Genomic DNA, 668 nt, shown 5'->3' with positions numbered 1-668 from the left:
GGTCAGGGAATAATAATATTGCTTTTGCGTGCCGTCATACTGCAGCGTCAGGGGGGTCTTGAGATCGGTGGTCTGCCACACCGTGAGCCCGGCCTGGCCGGGCGTTGGAATGAGGCGGACAGGCTGGTTGGCGTTGCCGCTGCCGCTGAGCGCGATGCGGCCCGCCACCACCTCGGTCAGGTCGGTCGGGACGACCTCGTCGTCTTTGGGCAGCGCGCTGTGCGCGAAGGGCTTGTCGAGCATGATGCCCTGGAGTGACTTGTTTGCGAAGCCCAGCACGAGATCGGGATCGGAGTGGTCGTAGACACCGGCTGCCGGGCTGAAGATGCCCGTCGTGCCGATCACCGCATCGGCGATAGCGTCCCCCAGAGAGGCCGTCACATTGATGGTGGCCTGGCCCGTGGCGCCCTGGGTGTAGGAGGTGTTGGCGGGATCGCCCTGCTGGGCACCGCTGCCGCCGCTGAAGGCGAGCCTGTCATCCGGCGCGGCGTACCACAGCACCTTGGTGTTGGCCGGGACCAGATTGCCGCTGCTGTCCCTGTAGGTGCACGTCAACTGGTGCGGCTGGCCCTCCGTCAGGTTGTCGGTGCCATCGGTGGACGTGAGCGTCATCGTGCCGGCGCCGGGCAGGGTCACGGTTTGCGCGAAATCGACCTGGAGCGTGCCGA

General features: G+C 66.3%; 1 protein-coding gene. It reads right to left on the bottom strand.

Annotation, left to right across the window (positions count from 1 at the left end; genetic code table 11):
* Nucleotides 1–668, bottom strand: a 668-nt coding sequence (locus tag DUT91_RS25970; protein WP_160113726.1) for a hypothetical protein, incomplete at both ends; no start/stop codon positions are given.

The sequence above is a fragment of the Paramesorhizobium salinisoli genome, assembly GCF_003335045.1.
Taxonomy (GTDB): domain Bacteria; phylum Pseudomonadota; class Alphaproteobacteria; order Rhizobiales; family Rhizobiaceae; genus Paramesorhizobium; species Paramesorhizobium salinisoli.
The sequence above is the reverse complement of the archived record's forward strand: the minus strand, read 5'-3'. Positions and strand labels throughout refer to the sequence as shown.